This is a genomic window from Alkalibacterium sp. MB6, from assembly GCF_009935905.1.
Taxonomy (GTDB): Bacteria; Bacillota; Bacilli; order Lactobacillales; family Carnobacteriaceae_A; genus Alkalibacterium.
Genome location: NZ_PREX01000014.1, coordinates 48417 through 68792 on the forward strand (window position 1 = coordinate 48417; position 20376 = coordinate 68792).

General features: G+C 39.3%; 15 protein-coding genes. 3 read left to right on the top strand and 12 right to left on the bottom strand.

All coding sequences use genetic code 11. The annotated features are described in order from the left end of the window. Window positions 1–23 precede the first annotated feature (23 nt). The 4 genes from C3945_RS06895 to arfA form a co-directional block, all read right to left on the bottom strand. Window positions 24–1433: a family 43 glycosylhydrolase gene (locus tag C3945_RS06895; RefSeq protein WP_161878967.1), complete on the bottom strand. Its 1410-nt coding sequence runs from the start codon at window positions 1431–1433 to the stop codon at window positions 24–26. A gap of 125 nt (window positions 1434–1558) precedes the next feature. Next, window positions 1559–2311, bottom strand: a complete 753-nt coding sequence (locus C3945_RS06900) for a hypothetical protein (protein WP_161878968.1) — start codon at window positions 2309–2311, stop codon at window positions 1559–1561. A 66-nt stretch (window positions 2312–2377) separates the two neighbouring features. Further along, window positions 2378–3916, bottom strand: a complete 1539-nt coding sequence (locus tag C3945_RS06905; protein WP_161878969.1) for a glycoside hydrolase family 43 protein — start codon at window positions 3914–3916, stop codon at window positions 2378–2380. 93 nt (window positions 3917–4009) lie between these two features. Then, on the bottom strand, window positions 4010–5506 hold the full coding sequence (gene arfA, locus C3945_RS06910; protein WP_161878970.1) for an arabinosylfuranosidase ArfA: 1497 nt from the start codon (window positions 5504–5506) through the stop codon (window positions 4010–4012). Window positions 5507–5788: 282 nt separating this feature from the next. Between arfA and C3945_RS06915 the strand changes: the two genes are divergently transcribed. After that, window positions 5789–6694 (top strand): MATE family efflux transporter, encoded by a 906-nt coding sequence (locus tag C3945_RS06915; protein WP_202623312.1) that lies wholly within the window; start codon window positions 5789–5791, stop codon window positions 6692–6694. Window positions 6695–6738: 44 nt separating this feature from the next. Beyond that, on the top strand, window positions 6739–7140 hold the full coding sequence (locus C3945_RS11840; RefSeq protein ID WP_237585508.1) for an MATE family efflux transporter: 402 nt from the start codon (window positions 6739–6741) through the stop codon (window positions 7138–7140). A gap of 251 nt (window positions 7141–7391) precedes the next feature. On the opposite strand, the gene xylA is transcribed toward C3945_RS11840, so the two are convergent. Next, window positions 7392–8720, bottom strand: coding sequence for a xylose isomerase (gene xylA / locus C3945_RS06920; RefSeq protein ID WP_161878971.1), 1329 nt, complete (start codon window positions 8718–8720; stop codon window positions 7392–7394). A gap of 202 nt (window positions 8721–8922) precedes the next feature. On the opposite strand from xylA, the gene C3945_RS06925 reads away from it, so the two are divergent. Then, window positions 8923–9144 carry a hypothetical protein gene (locus C3945_RS06925; RefSeq protein ID WP_161878972.1) on the top strand — a complete coding sequence of 74 codons (222 nt, stop codon included), beginning with the start codon at window positions 8923–8925 and terminating at the stop codon, window positions 9142–9144. Window positions 9145–9219: 75 nt separating this feature from the next. Here C3945_RS06925 and C3945_RS06930 read toward each other — a convergent pair whose 3' ends face one another. From C3945_RS06930 to C3945_RS06960, 7 genes are read right to left on the bottom strand one after another with little or no spacing between them, the layout of a single operon-like run. Continuing rightward, window positions 9220–11109, bottom strand: coding sequence for a sialate O-acetylesterase (locus tag C3945_RS06930; RefSeq protein ID WP_161878973.1), 1890 nt, complete (start codon window positions 11107–11109; stop codon window positions 9220–9222). Window positions 11110–11144: 35 nt separating this feature from the next. Then, entirely contained in the window at window positions 11145–12032 is an 888-nt protein-coding gene (locus tag C3945_RS06935; RefSeq protein ID WP_161878974.1) for a DUF975 family protein, read from the bottom strand. Between the two features lie 27 nt (window positions 12033–12059). Beyond that, on the bottom strand, window positions 12060–13055 hold the full coding sequence (locus tag C3945_RS06940) for an endo-1,4-beta-xylanase (RefSeq protein WP_161878975.1): 996 nt from the start codon (window positions 13053–13055) through the stop codon (window positions 12060–12062). Window positions 13056–13078: 23 nt separating this feature from the next. Beyond that, window positions 13079–14215 carry a glycosyl hydrolase family 8 gene (locus C3945_RS06945; RefSeq protein WP_161878976.1) on the bottom strand — a complete coding sequence of 379 codons (1137 nt, stop codon included), beginning with the start codon at window positions 14213–14215 and terminating at the stop codon, window positions 13079–13081. A gap of 18 nt (window positions 14216–14233) precedes the next feature. Then, entirely contained in the window at window positions 14234–17566 is a 3333-nt protein-coding gene (locus C3945_RS06950; protein WP_161878977.1) for a glycosyl hydrolase 115 family protein, read from the bottom strand. A 22-nt stretch (window positions 17567–17588) separates the two neighbouring features. Next, window positions 17589–18998, bottom strand: coding sequence for a family 43 glycosylhydrolase (locus C3945_RS06955; protein WP_161878978.1), 1410 nt, complete (start codon window positions 18996–18998; stop codon window positions 17589–17591). 42 nt (window positions 18999–19040) lie between these two features. Beyond that, window positions 19041–20132, bottom strand: coding sequence for a Gfo/Idh/MocA family protein (locus C3945_RS06960; RefSeq protein ID WP_161878979.1), 1092 nt, complete (start codon window positions 20130–20132; stop codon window positions 19041–19043). Window positions 20133–20376: the final 244 nt, after the last annotated feature.

Consider the following 20376-nt stretch of genomic DNA (forward strand, 5'->3'; position numbering starts at 1 on the left):
AGTTTTCAACATGTGGTAAGATTTTAAGCTAGTGTAAAGGAACCTAAACTTGCTCTGCCGCCACCTGTATAAGTTAAGTATAAAGACTGTATGCCATCCGGCAGATTAATGTCCGCTTGATAGTCTGTCCAAACGTTTGTAAAGTTGACCGGGATTGTACCTAAGACTTCACCATCCCAAGCGGTTTTCACTTGAAATTCACCGTTACAATAGCCTCTAACTTTTATAGACGCTAACTTGCTTCCTTTGAAATCAAAGTATTTAAAACCGGCAGTTGCTGAATCTGTCATGTTCATGATATAGCCCGTTTCTTCATCCCCGTCTTTCCCGTCTTGGGTTATTTTAGGGTACTGACTGTCCATCCATAAATCACCTGAATACATGGTTTCGTCTTTATGAGTTAAATGACAAGCGATATAAGTTGGGTACTCTCCTTTTCCTTGAAGTGGGCCAGCATTAGGACCCGAAGAGGTAATTTCTACTTGTGCGATACTGCCATCTGGTTTGACTTCGATTTTTTCAAGACAAGCTTGTCTACTGAAATTGGATCCATTCGAATGACGGTGGTAAAAAATATACCAGTCTTCTTTTATTTGAACGATACTGCCGTGATTGTTTCCACCAAATGCCATCGGCTTATCCGCTGGTTTGTAAGTGTCTATTCCGATATCGTTATTGCTGACGATAACGCCTTGATATTCAAAGCCTTTTGTTGGATGTTCACTGGTGGCATAACAGAGTTCATGCATAACAACTGAAGAATAAATCAAGTAATACACGTCACCTATCTTGCGAATAGAAGGTGCTTCAAAAAATTCGTGCCCTACAAAACTACTTCCCTCACTATAGGGTTGGCTAGGCATAACGAAAACAGTGTCTTCAATAATAGTTACCATGTCTGGGCCTAATACATGCGCCATTGCACCACTTCTTGACTTGTCCCCGGGAGCACAGAAACCCGTATACAAATAGGTTTGGTCCCCCTCGGTTAACACCCCTGGGTCAAATTGCGGCTCATCGCCTTCTCTCTCTCCTAAACGATTGCCCTCGCTGTCTTTGACATAACCATAAAATTCAAAGGGTCCAGCTGGGGAGTCACTTACTGCAACAGAAACGATGGGAATTTTATCTAATACATAATATAAGTAATACCTTCCGTCAGGTCCGACAGTTATATCTGGAGCGTATAGAAACATGGAACCTTCAGGATTAATTGGGTCATCCGTCTTTTTATAAATCACGCCTTCATAACGCCAATCAGTTAAATCATCCACTGGTGCAGACCATGTCACGTAATCATTCATGCAATAAACATAGCCATTGAATCGGTCATGCGATCCGTAAATATACACACGGCCGTTAAATACATAAGGTTCTGCATCAGGTATGTATTCCCAAGATGGTAGGTACGGGTTAAATCCTTGCTTCTTCATTAATAATCATCTCCATAGTGTTTTATGCTAGTCATAGAAAAACCGAAACCAGCCATCTCAAAATAAGACGACGGGTTTCAGTTCTATCTAAACAAAGACTGCTATTTTTTATACTGTTGATATGGTTATTCTGAATCTTCTAAAGTAGACTGGAATTCACGATAAGCATTATTGATTAATTCCAAATACCCTTCTACGTTTTGGTTTTCCAAATCAGCCATAAATTCATCCCATCGGTCTAGTTCGTACTGCCCTGTAATGAAACGTAAAGTATATTGGTCCACTGTGTCTTGTAGAGGTGTTCTCATCAATGCTGCTTGTTCCTGGTCCGGTGTAGACATTGGGTACGGAGGGTCAGGCATTAATAATTCTCTACTTTCAGTCATTCGTTGTTGGTAAGCAATTTCTTCATCATTCATTTTAGATAGTGTAATATCGTAGTGGCTGGCAAACGCAAAAGCTACGTTACCGAAACCATAATCTTCTTGTAAGCTTTCTGCTGCACCTGGGTTAAAGTTTTCGTAACTGATTCCTTCCATAGGTAGGTAGCCGCCATCTACTTCGTCAGTCTTGACGAAGGTTTCACCTTCTATACCCCACTGAGCAAATTCGTTGCCTTCATCACTGTAATATAACCAGTCAATGTATTGTAGTAAAGCTAAAAAGTCGTCTCTCTCAGCAACATCGGCATTTAAAATAATCCCACTGACTAAGCGACTGCCTCCTACCATTGGTCCTGCAGGTCCATCAAGCATATTCATACGTCTGAATTCATACGTGCCTTCGCCATATGCATCATTCAAACCAGTATTCACATCTACCATTGTTAGAGCTTGTCCTGAACTAACAAAAGCTTCTAAAATGACTATCTCATACATATAATTATATGTTCTTACCTTTTAACAACTTAAACTTAACATATACTAGTTGTACGGTCGACCTTTTTATTTAAAGTAGTTAAAATTGAAAAACCGGGCCCTTCCCTCGATTGACTCCGTCGCCATACTAAAGAGTGCAAAGCGATTCCCTACAAAGTGTTCTAAGTCAAAAAACAGCTTAATATCAGGTCCTAACTGAATATATTCATTCATATCCTTGTAATAAAACTGAACTTTATCAGATAAATCCCGAAAATCTACTTCTATTTTAAAAGTTATAGTTGTACGGTCCAAAGGCAACTCGATTAAAACCGTTGCATTTTTTTCCGATTGCTTTACTTTACCTTTATCTGATTTCCCACTATAAGAAGTCAAAATTAGACGATATTGGTCGTTTTCCCTCTTAATACCAATAAAAGCGTATCGATACTGTAAAACAGCAAAACCTGCAGTGTCACCATTTTTAAGTTTTGACGCATCAATCGTTACTTCTGCTGCACAAGTAGGATAGGTCATGCGTTGGGTTAACATATTTTGTGACTGAGTCATTTCCTTACTCGTCTTTTGGTTGATTATTTCATAATAACCTTTTTCGGGATTTATTGAAAAGCCATCTATATTAGGTTCATGGTTAAATTGCCAAAATGATTTTAAACCGTAAGGTGTACCTGCGGATAGTCTAAAATCATCACTACCATACAAAGGGGCATACTTATATTCAGGTTTATTAGCTAGCACTTCTATTCGTTTAGGCACTTTATTACCCTTTCCAAACACAGGAAATTCTTCTTCCCATGATACAGGAACGAGTACTGGTAAACGACCGACCGCCCCCATATCTTGAAACAACACTGCATACCAATCTCCCACAGTTGAATCAACGATACCCCCTTGAGCTATGCCTTGATTAAAATACCCTCTATCATCATTTAAGACTTCTTTGCCGACAAAAGGATCATCTAGGGATGTTGCTGTGTAACATACTTGTACTCTCTTCCATTCAGTTGGTAAAGAATGAATAAGAAACAGATAGTACTGATTATTGATTTTATAGAAATGAGATCCTTCGTATCCAAGGTTTGGATTGTCTTCTTCAGATACAATCACTTTATGAATCCCTCCGTCTTTCGGAGCAGTTAAATCGCTTTTTAACTCGGTAAGCCATATTTGAGTATTTCCATAAACTAAATAAATACGTTCGTCATCGTCAAAAAATAAAGAAGCATCGTGATAAAATCCTTCAATAAACTGTTTTTTCCAGGGCTTACTTAAATCAGACGTTGTATACAAGTAAGTTTTTCTCGTATCATTTGCCGCAAATACAACATAAAAACTTCCTTTATGGTGGCGTAAACTAGCTGCCCACATGCCTTTACCATAGATGTTTAAGTCCCCTTCTAGACATTGAGCGGGAGTGCTGTCCAGCCTATCATATACATAACACGCATGTTCCCAATTAACTAGATCATAAGATTTTAATATTTCACATCCTGGCATAAAGTGCATGGTTGTTGACACCAAATAATAAGTATCATCGACTCTAATAACATCTGGGTCTGGGTAATCCAAAGGAAGCAATGGGTAAGGGGCTTCTACTTTATTCATTTTTATTCTCCTCTATAAAGTAAAAAGCCAGGTTGGTCACAGACAATCTGTATTCGACCTGGCTTTTACTCTATTTATGTTTAATATTTCTGATTAGTAACTTAAACGAATCATGTTCCAAGATAGTGGTTTGAATTCACCAGTCACCTTATCTCCTTTTGCTTTGATTCCATCGTTTACTTTGATTTCCATAGCATCGTTATCTTCTTGAGTGGTTAGTTTTATATCATAACCTGCTAATTCAGTTGCTTCAATAACAGTTAACGAATCAAAGCCTTCAATAGCTGCATCGATAGATAGGCTGTCTGTTTCAGAACGGTTAACTGCGAAAATAACGAGCTCATTACTTTCTTCGTTTAGTACCACAGTCGACTCCAAATAAGGTACGGCTTTAAATTCAGCTGTATCATAGGTTGGGCTATCTAATCGAACGTCCAATACTTTACCTCGTCCAAAGTTCGATGCTTGCATGAATGGGTAGAATGTTGGCTGCTTCCACACTTTTCCATCTTTAACTGTCATAATCGGTGCAATGACGTTTACCAGTTGAGCTAGACAGGCAATTTTTACTCTGTCTGAGTTATTTAGAAGAGTGATCAATCCACACCCTACTAATAAAGCATCTTCAAAATTGTAAATATCTTCTAATAGTGGCGGTGCAATGTCCCACGGTTCACGTTTCGCATCGGCGTCTTTAGAGTGATACCACACATTCCACTCATCAAACGATAAGTTAATTGTTTTATCTGATCCTTTTTTCGCTTTTACTGCATCAGCTATCGAAGCCACGTCTTTTATAAAGCGGTCCATTTCAACTGATTTAGCCAAATAGTTAGGTAAATCATTTTCAGGATTTTCCCAATATAAATGTAATGAAATAAAATCTACATGGTCATAAGCATGATCAAGTACTGTATATTCCCATTCACCGAATGTAGGCATTTTACTTCCTGAGCTTCCACAAAGAACCAATTCGATAGAGTCGTCTACCCATTTCATTGCTTTGGCTGTTTCAGTTGCTAGACGACCATACTCTTCAGCGGTTTTGGCACCAATTTGCCATGGTCCATCCATTTCATTCCCTAAACACCATGTTTTGATATTAAATGGCTCTTCTGCTCCATTTTGTTTACGCAAATCACTCCAGTAAGTCCCTCCAGGGTGATTTGAGTATTCGACTAGATTACGGGCAGCATCGACTCCGCGTGTCCCTAAGTTAACGGCCATATTAACTTCAGTACCCGCTTGATTAGCCCAGTCCATAAATTCATGCAAACCAACTTCGTTCGTCTCTACAGATTTCCAAGCTAAGTCTAAACGCTTTGGTCTCTCTTCTCTAGGCCCAATGCCATCTTCCCAGTTATAACCTGATACAAAGTTTCCACCTGGGTAACGAACAAGCGGAACATTCAGTTCGTTCACTGCGTCAATGACATCTTGTCTGAATCCTAATTCATTAGCCGTTGGATGACCTGGTTCGTAAATTCCTTCATAAACAGCTCTACCTAAGTGCTCTACAAAGGATCCGTAAATGCGGTCATCGATTTGAGAAACAATGGTATCTTTGTGCGATTTTATTGTAGCTTTCATTCATTCTCCTCCTAAAAAAATATGTACGTACCACTTACTGTAATATAACATTGATAACGCTTTAACTCAAGTCCCGTTCAATGCTGAGTAATAATTATTTTTTTCATCGAGTGCGTGGTTGATGGGTTCTTAAAAAGGGACTTCCTTCAAAACAGCGCTTACTTTAGTAAACATTCAGACAATATTTTGCCTTTCGTCTATCTTGATTGTTATTCCTTTTAAAAGAATATAAACTTACATCTAGACAAAAGTATTTATACAGTAAGATAAGGATGATAGAAAATGATAAATCTTGCTTTAGACAACACCCTCTCCCCTAGAAAATATTTGTTTCTCATTACTTGGCCGATATTCATCGAAGTCTTTTTACAAATGCTAATGAATTTAACCGACGTCTTTATGATTAGTTTCATTTCCGACGAGGCAGTTGCTGCTATTGGTGTCGTTAATCAGCTCATGCATTTCACCTTCGTGTTATTCAATTTTACGGCTATGGGATCTGGTGTTGTCGTGTCTCAATATGTTGGCGCTAATAACCCTAAAGGCATTCGTAAAACAATCACTCACGCTCTCATACTCAATTTAATCTTCGGCCTAGTCATCAGTCTATTTGTTGGGCTAAACCGACACTTCCTACTGAATCTATTTTCTCTTGAACCTTCTTTATATGCTTATGCAGAAAGTTATACGTTGATCGTTGGTCTTGCTTTATTTGCACAAGCCATGATTCTCACCGTCTCTTCTATTTTACAAGCGATGGGCTTCACTAAGGATGTCATGGTTACAGTATTACTGATGAATGTCCTAAACGTAATCGGAAACTATGTTTTCATTTTTGGAGCAGGATTCATTCCTCAGTTGGGCGTTCCGGGTGTTGCCATCGCAACGGCTGGTTCAAGACTAATTATTATGCTCTGGCTCTTCATCGTCTTATTTAAGCGAATCGATATTAAAATGAAGTGGAGAGACTTCTTCAATTTGGAAAAAGAGTACGCTTCAAAAATATTAGGCATAGGCATCCCCTCTGCTGGTGAACAAATGTCTTACAAGTTGAGTCAAATTATTGTTACGATGATGATTACGACTCTCGGTGCAACGGCTTTAGCGACACGCGTTTACTCGCAGAATTTAATGTCAGTTTTAACGATTATTGCAGTCTCCATGTCAAAAGGTTGCAAATTTTTATAGGCCAGCTTATCGGTGCTAAAAAGCAAGACACAGCATATGATTCGATGTTTATGGGACTTAAATATTCAACCATTATGACGATCGCCATAGCTACACTAATCACACTATTCAGAAAGCAGATATTCTCAATTTTTACAGATGATCCAGGAATTATTGCCTTAGGGGCAGTAATTATCATTATTGAATTTATCTTGCAACCTGCTCGAACAGGAAACATGGTGATTATCAGTGCATTAAGAGCTGCAGGAGATGCTGTTTTTCCTGTTAAAGTGGGTATTGTAATTATGTGGGGTGTTATGCTTCCTTTAGCTTATTTATTAGGCATCTATTTAGGCCTCGGATTACCGGGAATATGGATTGCCTTGATGGTAGATGAATGGGTCCGATCGATTATTATGTACAGACGCTGGAAAAACAAACGTTGGCAAGGTAAAGCTTTGGCTTAACTAGTTATTAAAAGCATGTGATTCCCTACCTAGAATCACATGCTTTTTTTGAGTTACGTAGAGACCGCCTCTCTGACGAGTTCAACACTGTTTTACGAACTGAACTGCTTAGAGAATCGGTCTCTAAGCAAGTCACCATAATTTTTAGGAATGAGTTAAGTAGAAAGGCCTCCTCTACGCAGTTCAAGCACAATATACGAAAAAAAGACTACCACACGAGGTGATAGTCTATTCGTCTTATTCAGTAAAGATTAGTTATCTGATACTGTTGTAAGAATATACTGGTTTAGGAGGCCTTTAATAACTTCCAAGTTACCAGATTCTGTTTCAAATTTATCTACGCCAAGAGCGTATTCTTGTAGTTTCTTGAAGTCAGTGTTTCCATCAACGATATCTTTACCGATACCTGAGTTAAATGATTTGTAACGATCATCAAGAATAGAATCAAGAACTTTATCGTCGATTAATCGTTGAGCAACTTTAGCGCCTAATGCGAAGCTGTCCATACCTACGATATGTGCTTTAAATAAATCTTCAGGTTTGAATGATGTACGACGAACTTTAGCATCGAAGTTCAATCCACCGCGGCCTAAACCACCGTTTTTAAGAATTTCATACATAGCTAGAGTTGTAGTGTATAAGTCAGATGGGAATTCATCTGTATCCCAACCTAGTAATGGGTGACCTTGGTTTGCGTCAACAGAACCTAACATGCCGTTAATACGAGCATAGTGTAATTCGTGTTCAAACGTGTGGCCTGCTAGAGTAGCATGGTTAGCTTCAATATTGAATTTGAATACATTATCCAAACCATATTTTTGTAAGAAGGCATAACCAGTTGCTACGTCAAAGTCATATTGGTGAGACGTTGGCTCTTTTGGTTTTGGTTCAATCAAGAATTGACCGTCATAACCGATTTCTTTAGCATAGTCATTAGCCATGTGGAAGAAACGTGCCAAGTTGTCTAATTCAAGACCCATATTTGTATTAAGTAAGCTTTCATAACCTTCACGGCCGCCCCAGAATACATAGTTTTCTGAACCTAAGCGTTTACCGATTTCTAAAGCTTTTTTAACTTTAGCTGCAGCATAAGCAAAAACGTCAGCGTTGTTTGCTGTAGCAGCACCGTGAACGAACATTGGGTTAGAGAAGTTGTTTACTGTATTCCAAAGTAATTTAGTCTTACTGTCTTTCATGTAATCTTCAAGCATGTCAGCAATAACATCTTGATTATCAAGCGTCTCTTTTAAAGTGCTTCCTTCAGGAGCAACGTCCACATCGTGGAATGCAAAGAAAGGTGCACCAATTTTTTCGAAGAATTCAAAAGCTGCTTCAACGCGAGCTTTTGCTCTATCCATTGGATCTTTGTGGTGGTCCCATGGACGCTGAGCTGTAGCAGCACCAAATGGATCGCCTAGACCTTCTGTAAATGTATGCCAGTAAGCAATACCGAAACGTAGAGCTTCCTCCATTGTTTGTCCGTTAAATTCTTCTTCTGGGTTGTAAAATTTAAATGCTAAAGGATCTTTTGATTTGGCTCCCTCAAATTTGATTTTGCCGATATTGTCAAAATATGCCATATAAACATTTCTCCTCTCATTAATATAAATTTGTTAGTTGGTTTAACTCACAAACTAACTATACACCATACTGGAAACGGTGTCAATCATTATCAAAAAGTTCTTTTTTTTTATTTCATTTTTGTCCTGAAAAGCGTTTTAAAAGCTTTCATTCTCACTGTTTGTTATACTTAAAATAGACTAGTTGAAAGGAGCCAATCATATGCAAAATGGACCACAATCAGCTGGAAACCCAGCTTTGCCTGTTGATGCTGAAGCAGCTAAAAAAACTGGAGACCTCAGTGAAGAAGAAAAAGTAGAGGGTCTGCAAGATACTCCAGAGAACGAAAAGGAAGCCAGCACGTCACGTGAGGATGCTGAAAACTTTAATCTAGATAAAGTGGATGATTTACAAGAATCAAAAAAAGGTGAAAAAGAAGATTAGCCTTTTTATACGAGTCATGAGAGTTTCTGCGATTTAGCAGAAACTCTTTTTTTACTCTAAACCAGCCTTCTCAACTTAAATGTCTTTAATAAAGGGTAACAACGGTAAATGTGTGGCGTCATCATAGACGTAGCCTTTTGGATCATTCCGCCAGGCGTAACGCACAGCCGTCAGTGAGTCTGAACCAATGTGTTCAGGTAAAACTAATGAGATAGTCGAACGATTGAAGGTCAAATCATTAATGAGGACCCACTCGTCTCCTGATAACACATCAAACTCGGGCATGTTCTCTGAGCTTCTTAGATCACCTTTTAACCCTTTAACCGTTAGAGTTACGTTGTCTTTGGCGACTTCAATGGATTTCACTTCTAAGTTTTCAAATGCCTCTCCGCTCTTATAATCACGGTTTAGTGCAACAGCCGCCAAACGATGAGCCAATGTTTTTTTATCATGTGGATGCAGTTCATAAGATATCCCGCAATCATAGGCGGGCACCATTTCAGAATAATCAATAGTAAAACGAGCTTGATCTTGTTCGTTTCTTAAAACTGCCCATCCATGATCGTCCGTTTCTACCGCAGGATCAATGTAATTGGCCAATTGAACAAAGTAAAACGGCAATAATGGATCTTTAAATAGTGAACGCCAATCCTCGACCATTAACTTCATTAAATCACTGTAGCCTTCTGGTCTGCCTGTATTAGACTCTCCCTGATAAAAGAGGAAGCCTTTAAAGTTAATTTCCTTTAACGGATGTAACATGCCTTTATATAAAGCTGCTGGTTTATAGTGAAGAAACAGCATCGGATCAATGACATCTTTTTGATAACCGACTTTATACAGCCACTCCCCTTCTAAAGATAGTGAATGGGTGTCCATTTCCAGTTGATAAGGGAATGTTGGAATGAAGCCTCCATTGGCCGCATCAATGGATAAGCGAATCACCAATGTATTTTCTCCAACCTTTAAGTCATCTTTTTCTATCACATATTTTCTTGGCGGGTAACGGTATCCTGTTTCCCCTACTTTTTTACCATTTAGGAATGTCTCATCACCATTAATTAATGATCCTAAACGCAATCGATAGGTTTGTGACTCTAAATCGTCTTCAGTTATTTCGAATGTCTTACGGAACCAAACGGCACCGCAAAACTCAGCCAATTCAGTGTCTTTAAACATAACAGGAATGGTTAAGCCCTTCCAATCTGATGTATCCACTTGTTCTTCATACCATTTCGGCTCGTCTTTCAACCCTTTATCGTTTCCGTTTAAATCATCGTACCAGATTTGACTTCTTAAATTATCTTTTTCAATTTCTTTTTCGACAGTCTTTGAATCTTTCCAGTAGGCTATCTCGTCCGTATAGTTACCTAGTGACAATAGCGTCTCTTCGCTCATCCACGCTTCAATAGGTGTGCCACCCACTGCTGTATGAATAATACCGACGGGTACATTTAATTCTTCATGTAACTTTTTGGCATAAAAGAACCCTAAAGAAGAAAAATCTTGAATATTCTCTTGAACCGCTTCTTTCCATTGCCCTTGTTTAAGAAAGGCTTTGGGTTCATTGAATACTGGATCCATTTCTAAATGAAACTGTCTAATGTTAGGGTAATGAGCTGAATCGATTTCTTCTTTAAATTCATCGTAGGTTCGATTGATAGGTAATTCCATATTGGATTGTCCACCTATTAACCACACTTCACCTATCAGAACGTCTTCAATGGTTATGTCTGATGAGCCAGAAATATGAATGGTGTAAGGGCCACCAGCTGGTCTAGCTGATAAAATGACTGACCATTGTCCATGTGCATCTGTTTCGGTACTCACATTTTCATCAATAAATTCCACCGTTACCGGGATAGACGCTTTGTCTTTCCCAGATAGAACGATAGGCTTTTGCTGTTGAATAATCATGCCATCACTAATGTAATTAGGCAAAACCAATTGTGTTGTCTCTGTCATATCTATTCCTTCTTTTCCATTCGATTAATTAACAGTTACAGTTTTGGAGTGATGTGTCTGTTACGTCTGGGCTTTTTAGCTAAGCCTTGCTTTTCCAATAATTCTTTTTCGAAATCATCGTAAGTATCATTATTGTCACGATTGATAAGCTCTTTATAAAACACTTGCTTAGATACCATTTTATAAGGCTCTACGTATAGAGAGAAAAGAATAAGTAAAAGACCAGCAATCGATAAGACTACAAAAATCACTCCGAAAATAAGTTGAGCACCTTCTGTTCCTAATTCCAAACCTGTTTGAATTTCAAATGTATTGGTTGCGATAAAATAAATCACTAAACCGATGGGAATGGCATACCAAGGAACAAAGGTGGCTTGTAAAATAGCATAATGCTTACTGTTGTCTTTCATCTGTTCTTCTGACAAGTTCATAGCTTCCATTGGGGTCATCGATGGGTTAGTCTTTAAGTTATTTCCAGCTTGGCTATAAAGGTACGCTTTCCAAATGCCTGGTAAAATAAACAATAGACTCCAAGCAAAGACAATAGCTCCTCTTAATACCACTAACTTAAATACTTTGCCTCGATTTTCTTTAAAAAATGCTTGAAAAGTCAGTTTGACATCGAGCGGTTTGCTTTCTAAAAAATCAATACCAAACCATCGGTAACTGATATGGAGAAAATCTCCAAGAATGAAAAGTAGAATAAGAAGAATCGGCAACAACAGATAGCTCCATTCAAAACCGTTCCACCCCTCAAAAAAAGGTGTTATAATCGATAGAACAGCATCCATCCCAAATATAGTGATAAATATCTGTGCTACAGTCGTCCACATGACCAGAGGTAATACAAAACCGACTGTCAGTAGGAGACGGTTCCCTTTCATTGCTGTTGAAGCTAACTCTTTCATTGCTGCGATTGACATCTTATTCTTCCTTCCTTATATCCCAAATTAATTAAAAGACGTTACACGGTGGAAACTCTCTTTTGGTTGATTATTTGTATCAAAAAGCATTGGCCAGTTTTTTCTGCCTCTAACCGGGAAGTCATTTAACCAGTTGTAACGGTCACTTGCAGCCCACAACGTCACAGACTCAATGTGTTCTTTGTATTCTCTAAAGAGACTAAAGAATTGGTCGTAACGCTCTGCTTGTTTCTCCATCATTTCTTGAGTCGGTTCAGTTAAGTCAGTACGCTTGTCATCAAAGTTAAATACAGACACATCCATCTCTGTTACTGACAATTTCAAGCCTAATGATGCATACTTCTCAATGGCTAAACGGATATTATCTAATGTTGGATCTTCTAAGCCCCAGTGAGCTTGCAAGCCAACAGCATCGATAGGTGTTCCTTTATCAAGTAAACCTTTTACCATAGTATAAATTTTATCACGTTTTTCAGGATGAGATTCATTATAATCGTTATAGTAAAGCGTCATATTTGGATTGACTTCCCTAGCTAATTCAAATGCTTTTTGAACATAGTCATCTCCAATTATAGACTTCCATGGAGACTCTCGCAATAGCTCTTCCCCGTGGTCTTCAACTACCTCATTACAAACATCCCAAGCATAGAATTGGTCGCTGTAACGGCCAAGTACGACTTCCATGTGTGTTTTCAAACGTTCTAAAGCTAGTTCACGACTCGCTTCTTTGTCCCCATCTTTAAAGAACCACTCAGGTGTCTGGTTGTGCCAAAGCAAAGTATGCCCACGCATCATCATGTTATTCTGTTTAGCGTACTCGACGATTTTATCGGCTTTATCAAAGGTAAAGACGCCTTCTTCTGGTTGTAATTCTTCAGGCTTCATGTGGTTTTCAGCAGTTAAACTGTTGAAGTGAGTACGAATCAGTTCGTCATCACGTTCTAAGGTACCCGGATTAACGGCTACCCCTATTTTAAAGTAATCTTTATACGCATCTTTTAAAGTTAATAATTTGTCAGTCATCTAAATCTCTCCTTATTTGTGTTTTATTTATTTTCCCAACTCATACGGTAGTTGCCACTTAAAGCTAGAACGGCAAAGAAGTACAGGCAGTTGTCATAATAACGTCTATTGCCTTCGCGAGGCGGAATAGAAAAGAACTGAGTCACTGTCTTTTTAGTTAACTCTTCATTATCAATAGCCAATGTTGCCATGGCATTAGTCGCTAAAAGTCCGATTGGGTGTAATGAATCTTCATCAAAAGCTGTTCCATCAATTTTATATTTCTTGTATTCATTCAGCGGTTTGTCTTCAAAGAAAGTGAGTAGGTTTTCCACAACCGTTTTGTACTCATCGCGTTTTCCAAACCATTCTGAGTCTAGCCCGATATTGGCAGCCATGCGGTAAGAATCACTATAAAAGTCACCATGATCTCTTAAATGATTAGGCGTGCCGTCAAAATTAGCGTATTCCGGATTCATCCCTGTTTCTGGATGAGCTGATAACGGAATATAGCGACGACTGGCCTCTACTGCTTTTTTCCAAAAGTCTCTATCGTCTTCATTTGCCCAAAGTGCAAAGAATTCATAAAAATGAGGAACATGGTAAGACGGATCTGAAATATCCAGTTCTGGTACAAATTTAATCAAGTAGGTTTCAGGATCCCACATTGGATGGCCATCTAGACCCTCTTCCCCTTTGTGCACACAAAGATGCAGCAATTCACTTGCTTGCTCGCTATAGTTGAATGGCGCTTCTTCTCTATCCCCCCAACGTTTTGATGCGAGGAATAAAGCCATGGCGAAGAATTCTTCACCATCAGGAGCTGGTCCTCCGCCAATTTTCTCTCCATCTAATGTACCGTTCCATGAGAAGTAACCAGCATGTGGTCCTTCATGTAGTCTCATCTTTGTTTCAGTCCAGTTCCAAATGCGGTCAAAGATATCTTGGCGGTCCATTTGAACAGCCATCATCATGCCATAAGACTGACCTTCCGTACGGACATCCGTGTTTCCAGTATCAACCATATAACCCATGTCATCGCCAACGTTAAAGTAAAATTTCGTTTCAGGATTAACAAAAATATGGTCCCAAGTGGACTGTAGTTTGTCTTGAATTTCTTTATCTGAGTAGCCAACTTCCGCAAATACATTACGGTAAGTTGTTTTATTGAATTCTGTCATTATCTGTTGCTCTCCTTTTTACATGCTTATGGGTAATTCGATTGTACGTGTGTAACCTTCCGAGTGAAGTTTAAGAATGACTAAATCAGCACCTTCAATTCTATCACCATCAAAGACAAGCGGGATGACTCTCTGCTCATCTGTTTTTAAATAGCCTTTTGTGGATGAATTAGCATAGACAGTGTGTTCGTTTCCTATGGCCACATCCATTTTATAATTGATGGATGTTTGTCCATAATAGTGAAGCACTAACCTCAATACCCCTTCTTTTTCTTCTATTAAAAAGTCAGTAGTCAAGTTAAGTGGCATGGCTTTTTCCAATTGAATAGACAAAGTGTATACATCCCTGTCTAGCGATAGGTCTTGGGAGCCTTTTTCTAAGAATACCGTTTGATTCGTTGCCTCTCCAACGTGTTCTTCATTTACCAGTAAGTCGTCAATGACTGATTCATCTACTGAGTAGAAGCCAGATTCTAGTACATATACTCTCGTATTCGATTGATTTAAAGTAAGCTTGCCTGGTATAACCGCCAAATCAGAATAGATGACTGGTTGATACGGCTGATATGTTTCTAGCTTGTCTGCATGTGGTGTAGGGAGTGGTCCAAGGAAGGTTGGTTTTTCTCCTCCACTGTCAATGATGACTTTTTGAATCACTATTTGTGGGTCAATTAACGTTAAATGAATCGTATGTTGACCTGCCGGTAGTAAGGTTGTAGTGCCTTCAAATACATTGTCATTGACGATGACACTCTTCTCCCAATCCTTCGAATCTCTTTCGCCATTTTGAGATAAGTCACCGGCAAATACGGTTTCAGGCTCTGTGTCGTTAACAGAGATACCTAATCTCATATCGCCTTCAGGATCAAAGGCTAAGGACGGCGCTGTCACAACCTTTACCTTCACTTCTGTTTCTTCGGCTAACACAATATCATAAGACAGTCGTGGTGATTCATTGATTGAATAAGGTGAATCGAACTCGACAGGGTAAATCGCGACAGACGATTGTGTGCGGCCGTAATCAGGAATCACTTGCCATTGATGACTATCTGTTTCTCTTTTATCTGTAAAGTCTTCTGCTTCTATGGCAATCTTTCCATCAATAGGAACATATCCCCCTTTTAATGTTTCTTCAGGGTTGTGGACGGTTCTATGGACTGATTTCTTGTTGCCTTGTGAATCGTTTAACTGAACGACGCCATTAATGTGTTCACCGTAAGGGATGTGATCCCAATCAACTGTGAGTTCAATACGTTGTTGAACATGAAGGGTTAGATCCGTTTTCGATACTGACAACCAATCCTTGTCTGATGCAACTGATAGGTCAATGACTTGTGACCCTTTGTTGTAGACTTCAACCATTAGTGGCTTCTTAGTATACACGTCCGTATTGCCGCCATCCAATGCGACAGCATCCCATTCACCATTGGCTTCCTTCTCTTTTGTCCAATTAGGCATATCTGGTAAAATCAGTTCATCCGGCTGTTGCCAGTAGGTGTAACCAATATGCAATTGGTCCATCATGTGATCCCATTTACCATTTGAAACAACTTTATTGTAGTAGAAAGTTAAGTCTTTATCTTCTTCAAATAAACGCTTTGCTTCTGCCACAACGAGTTTTGTTGCTGCTCGTCCTTCTTGAGCATACTTTTTCGATAAGTTAACAAGTAGTTGAAGTTTCAATACGGTATAGGAGGCTTTGGCAGGATAATAAGCCACTTGATAGAAGGCATCTTTTAACTCATCAGGCAAGTCTTTGTATACTTGTTCTGCTAAGTCTACTGTTTGTTTGAATGCCTTTAACGTGCGTTCTGCTTCGTATTCGTTCTCCCAGCTATACCCTTCTACCAGATTTAATATTTCTGGCTTCAACCGACCATTAAATTTAACGTAATCACGAATAATGTGAGCCACGTCTTTTCCGTGCGTCTCTCCAAAGGTGTACTCTGCCCATTCGAGGGCATAGATTTCTAAATTATCTGGTGAAAAAGCATCGACATCCCAAGCTAACTTCATGAAAAATTCAGTTTGATATTCCATAGGCTTCAAGTCACCCACATTGACAATCCAAACTTTCTTCGCATCATATGCGTACGCCTTATGCATTTGCTCATATGTTTTTTGGATAGGTACTGTATTGACCCATTTGTAAGAACGTGGACCACCTACATAGTCAAAGTGGTAATAAATTCCTGCTCCACCTTTACGTTTACGTTCCTCTTTTGTAGGCAACCGTCTTATATTTCCAAAGTTATCGTCGCCCCAAAGTAACGTCACATCTTCGGGCACATCCATACCTGAGTCATAATACTCTTTAACCTCTTTATAAAGAGCCCACATTTGAGGCACATCTTCAACTGATACATCCATCGTGTCTTGAATAATGGTTCGTTGATCTTTAATGATCTTTTCCATCAATTGAACTTTTTCTTGGAAGGTTAAATCGCCACCCATTGGCTCATCTCCATCACCACGCATGCCCAGATTAATAATGGTTTCATATGGTTTAGATCGCTCGATACCTTCTGTCCAAAATTCTTTTAAATACTCTTCGTTTAAGGCGTAGTCCCATGGCCCTTGTTTATGAGCTTTCCAATCTCCGTGGGGTCTGTCCATCGGTTCATGGTGAGAGGTCCCTATCACCACTCCATATAAATCAGCGGTTTCGATGTTTTTCTCATCATCTTCATAGAAGGTACTGTCCCACATTGCTGGCCAGTGGTAGTTTCCTTTTAGCCTCAGTGTTAACTCGAATATCTTTTCGTAGAATTCATGAGTGAAATCTGGGAAATGAGTCCGCACCCAAGTCATTAAAGAAGGCCCTTCATCATTTAAGAAAAAGCCTCTATACTGAACGCTTGGTCCTTTGCTAAACACTCTTCCTTTTGACATATATAGTGCTTCATGTTTTTTAACTGGCACATCCATCCACCAGTACCAAGGAGAGACGCCGATTTTTTCTGTGATATCGTATACGCCATAAATAGATCCGCGGTTGTCACTTCCCAAAACAACAATACTTTCTTCTGGTTGGTTGGGCATGACAACTGTATCAATAGAGTAACTTTCCCACCTTGTTTTTAGTTCACAGGCATCAATTGGCAGTGCATTAATTAAGGTTTCATTGTTGGCCGTACCAACAATAATGGCAGGCTCCTCTATTAACTCAAAATAAAGCTGTGGTTTAAAGCCAGTTACTTTTTCAATATCTTTTTGTAAATCTTCCGCCACACGTTTCACACTTTTATGCTCATTCTCAAGCACAACGATAGGCAATCCTCTCGTCTGATCCACAATTGATAGTGTGTTGCTTGACGGTTTAAAGTGAATATAATCTGAATCAAAAAACATATTATCCTCCAATGGTCATGTTCTAATGAAAGGCCAGTGTTTGAATATCAAAATGGCCTTCTCCACTATAAGACAGGGTTACATCAAATAGTTCTGACACTTGAAGCAAGTCTATCTCTACTGTTTCCCACTTACTTGAGCTGATACTGATATCAAGTCTCTCTTCATAATGATTGCTAGTAAAGCGCTCAACTCTTATTAAGCCTGTCGCTTCTCCTCTGATTCTTAAAGACAAGCGTCTGGCTTCTGGCAAGTCAAAGGATTTGTATTCTAATTGCGTGCCATCAATCATCTCTTTTATCAGTGAGTAGGTCCCTTCACCATCTTGTCTAGTTTCTTGAGTAATATAGGGTGCTTTTGATGGGTCTTTCGTATTCATCAGACCACATGTCATTGTAGCCGGATAAGCAGTTAACTCATTAAAGGGCTTATCTCTTAAGCCATAACTCGTGTACTCTGTTGGTTCGAAGGTCCCATCTTCATTCATGGTCACTTTGTCACCCACTACTTGCCTCGAGAAATGCGATCGGTTTGTGTGTCGATGATTAAAGACGTAAACCTCACCATTTATCTCTTCAATACTGCCATGATTGTTATCAATCAGATGAGCATCTTGAACAGAGGTTCCATCATTCAATAGATTTTTACTTGTAGAATACAAAAGTCCTTTATGCTCAAAACCTCTATCAGGGTATTTACTCATCATATAATGCAAGCCAGATAAATCCGTTGCCATATAAACTAAATAATACCATTCACCTATTTTTCTAACTGAAGCCGCCTCAAAAAAGTTCGGTTTCTTGCGGTCATCATTCGCTGGCATTAAAATGACTGGTTCTCCTTTTGATGTCAGCATATCTTGTTGCAATTCTCTTACAAATAAGCCAACAACAGGGTGACCATTTTTTTCATTGGCTTTCTGGCCTGAACCGGAGTATAAAAAAACTTTGTCGCCGTCTACTAATACGGCTGGATCAAACTCAAAATAATCCGATTCTTCTTCGCCGTATACTTTACCATTTGGACGCTTAACATCTCCATAATAGTTATACGGGCCTGTTGGATGATCGCTTTTTGCAACAGAAATCACACTAGAGTCGGCAATTGAATAATATAAATAATAAGCGCCATCCGGTCCTTGAGCAACATCTGGTGCATACATGTTGGTTTTGCCTTTTTTAATGGGTGACTGATGATCGGTCTTTTTAAAAATTACCCCTTCATAACGCCAGTCTGTTAAGTCTTCCACCGGGGCAGACCATGTCACATAGTCGTTATCACAATACATCTTGCCGTTAAATTCATCATGGCTACCGAAAATGTAAACCCGTTCTCCAAAGACATGCACTTCAGGGTCTGGAATGTATTCATCACTTGGAAGGATTGGATTTGCAAAGATTGATCTGTGTTGCTCGTTTGATTGCTCTGTCATACGTGCCTCCTTAAGCTATTGATACTAACTCATCATGCTTGACTAGTTTAATGGCAAGTTAGGCGTTAATACCATCGCATCACGTTCAGCTAATAGGCTTAACTCTTGCGCTTTGAAAATGTGGTCTTGAGTCATCGCTACTTCTGTTTTATTGATGCAGTCTAAAATCATTTCCCCAAAGAACGGGTATCCGACTTTTCCATTGACATCAATGTGTTGCTCGCCTTCTTCTGTAACTAAATACAAATGATTGCCTGATTCTTCTCTTGCTACATCGACGTATTTCCTCAGTTCAATTGTTCCTTTTGTACCAGTAATGAACGTTCGGCCGTCTCCCCAAGTAGATAAGCCGTCTGGCGTAAACCAGTCCACTTTGAAGTAGAAAGTAGCCCCATTAGCTCCAACCAAAGTGGCATCGCCATAGTCTTCAAGGCCTGGCTTATCATGATTAGCGTAATTAGCTACTTTACTGTGGACGACTTCTGCTTCAGTATTACTTGTGTAAAACAAGAATTGTTCAATTTGGTGGCTACCTATATCGCATAAAATACCGCCGTATTTTTCTTTTTCAAAGAACCAGTCCGGTCTTCCTGCTTTGCCCAATCGGTGTGGACCAAATCCTGTTACTTGAATAACAGTTCCAATCACGCCTTCTTTTATTAACTGGCCAGCATAAATCGCACTTTCGACATGGAGGCGCTCACCAAAATAAACAAAGAACCGTTTGCCTGTTTCTTGCACGACTCGCTTACTTTCATCCAATTGCTCTAATGTGGTGAAGGCCGTTTTATCGGCAAAGTAGTGCTTACCCGCACGCATACTTTCGTTACCGATACGGCTGCGTTCACTTGCGATAGCTGCCGATAAGACCATGTCAACGGACTCATCTTCATAAATTGTTTCTTTAGAGTCTGCAAACTGGACCTCGGGATATTTCTGTTTAAAGGCTTTCATTTTTTCCGGGTCTTTATCATAAACCCACTTTAATGTTGCTCCAGCTTCCAAACAGCCATTAGCCATACCATAAATATGTCCGTGGTCCAGTCCAATCGCTGCAATGACAAACTCATTTTCTTTCACTACTGGTTTTGGCTTTCCTTTTGGTGCATAAGTCATTCCGCTCTCTTTTGTCATTATACTCACCTTTTCTTTGGGTTTTGATAAACTGTTATCTAGTATAATCTGCTGCTTGAATGCGTTCAGGTTCTGCAATGTGTTGAGATGAATCGGCCATCATGTGAACCTCCCATCACTACAGTGACGGGCTTCTTGGGTCGTAGTCACTTTTACTAGCTGACCAAATATACCAAGCTCAAAGGGGTGAACCCTCCCCGTTGTTTTTTACCTTACTAAATTGAGTAAGTTCTTACTGGCATTA

Coding starts and splice junctions, on each gene's coding strand:
- C3945_RS11840 (WP_237585508.1), top strand. CDS start 6,739: ATGTTTATGGGACTTAAATATTCAACCATTATGACGATCGCCATAGCT.
- xylA (WP_161878971.1), bottom strand. CDS start 8,720: ATGGCATATTTTGACAATATCGGCAAAATCAAATTTGAGGGAGCCAAA.
- C3945_RS06925 (WP_161878972.1), top strand. CDS start 8,923: ATGCAAAATGGACCACAATCAGCTGGAAACCCAGCTTTGCCTGTTGAT.
- C3945_RS06930 (WP_161878973.1), bottom strand. CDS start 11,109: ATGACAGAGACAACACAATTGGTTTTGCCTAATTACATTAGTGATGGC.
- C3945_RS06895 (WP_161878967.1), bottom strand. CDS start 1,433: ATGAAGAAGCAAGGATTTAACCCGTACCTACCATCTTGGGAATACATA.
- C3945_RS06945 (WP_161878976.1), bottom strand. CDS start 14,215: ATGACAGAATTCAATAAAACAACTTACCGTAATGTATTTGCGGAAGTT.
- C3945_RS06950 (WP_161878977.1), bottom strand. CDS start 17,566: ATGTTTTTTGATTCAGATTATATTCACTTTAAACCGTCAAGCAACACA.
- C3945_RS06940 (WP_161878975.1), bottom strand. CDS start 13,055: ATGACTGACAAATTATTAACTTTAAAAGATGCGTATAAAGATTACTTT.
- C3945_RS06905 (WP_161878969.1), bottom strand. CDS start 3,916: ATGAATAAAGTAGAAGCCCCTTACCCATTGCTTCCTTTGGATTACCCA.
- C3945_RS06915 (WP_202623312.1), top strand. CDS start 5,789: ATGATAAATCTTGCTTTAGACAACACCCTCTCCCCTAGAAAATATTTG.
- C3945_RS06955 (WP_161878978.1), bottom strand. CDS start 18,998: ATGACAGAGCAATCAAACGAGCAACACAGATCAATCTTTGCAAATCCA.
- C3945_RS06960 (WP_161878979.1), bottom strand. CDS start 20,132: ATGACAAAAGAGAGCGGAATGACTTATGCACCAAAAGGAAAGCCAAAA.
- C3945_RS06935 (WP_161878974.1), bottom strand. CDS start 12,032: ATGTCAATCGCAGCAATGAAAGAGTTAGCTTCAACAGCAATGAAAGGG.
- C3945_RS06900 (WP_161878968.1), bottom strand. CDS start 2,311: ATGTATGAGATAGTCATTTTAGAAGCTTTTGTTAGTTCAGGACAAGCT.
- arfA (WP_161878970.1), bottom strand. CDS start 5,506: ATGAAAGCTACAATAAAATCGCACAAAGATACCATTGTTTCTCAAATC.